Annotated in this window: 3 protein-coding genes; all 3 read right to left on the bottom strand. The window is 67.3% G+C overall.

Annotated elements, in window-relative coordinates; genetic code table 11:
- Positions 1–165 (bottom strand): glycosyltransferase (locus AC1DY5_RS57300; RefSeq protein WP_478122985.1); only part of this gene is annotated, 165 nt, incomplete at its 3' end.
- A 68-nt stretch (positions 166–233) separates the two neighbouring features.
- A complete protein-coding gene (locus AC1DY5_RS57295) occupies positions 234–695 on the bottom strand; it encodes a SixA phosphatase family protein (protein ID WP_478122984.1) in 462 nt (153 codons plus the stop codon).
- 3 nt (positions 696–698) lie between these two features.
- Positions 699–887: hypothetical protein (locus AC1DY5_RS57290; RefSeq protein ID WP_478122983.1), on the bottom strand; the 189-nt coding region annotated here is incomplete at its 5' end.

Genomic DNA, 887 nt, shown 5'->3' with positions numbered 1-887 from the left:
ACGGAAGCCCTCGCAGATGCCGCGTATGGCTGGGCTCTCCGAGTCGTCGGTGACGATGATTTCGAAATCCTGGAACGACTGGTCCAGCGCGCTCTGCAAGGCAGCCGGAAGAAACTCGGTGCGATTGAACACCGTGACGATGATCGAAACTCTGGGCGTCGCCATCGGCCGTYCTTGATTGCTGGTCGAAGCGGCCAGTGTAAGGCCAAAGAATCAACCGCTCGAGTTTCATTTCAAAGCAGCTCGGGCGCCTGCACGGTCACCACCACGGTCTGCACGTCGCCGTCGCGCTCGCGCGAGCGGATCCACCACACGGCACCCTTGCGCACCGGACAGCTGTCCTGCTGAAGTCCCAGCAGCAGCGAGATCGCCTGGCCGAGCGAAGGCTGGTGGCCGATCATCAGCACCACCGACTTCCCGTTCGGCCAGCCGGCGGCCGCCAGCAGCGCATCGGGGGTGGTGTCGGGCGCGAGCTCGGCGCGCAATTTGAACTTGCGCCCGAGCGCGTGCGCCGTCTGCTCGCAGCGGCGTGCCGGGCTGCAGACGATGCGGGTGCCCTCGGGCAGTTGACGGTCGAGCCAGGCGGCCATCCGCTTGGCCTGCTTCTCGCCGCGGGGGGTCAGGGAGCGCTGCAGGTCGTCGCAGCCTTCGGTCCAGTCTTCCGCCTCGGCATGGCGCCAGAAAATGAGGTCCATGGTTCAGTCCAATGATGCCGCGCGGCTGCTGCCGCGCGATGCGTAGCGGTTCATGAGCGCCGTCTGGGCACCGTGGGCTTCGATGGCCCGCGACGCGCCCTCCTCGCCCGCGTGCGTGTCCTTGTCGACCCGGTGGTAGACGCCGTCGGCGCCGAGGTCCCAGGCGTCGCGGCCATCGTGCAGATAGGCCAC

This window comes from Variovorax sp. P4_D9, assembly GCF_056401695.1.
Note: the sequence above shows the minus strand (reverse complement) of the source record. Positions and strands in the feature narration are given on the sequence as shown.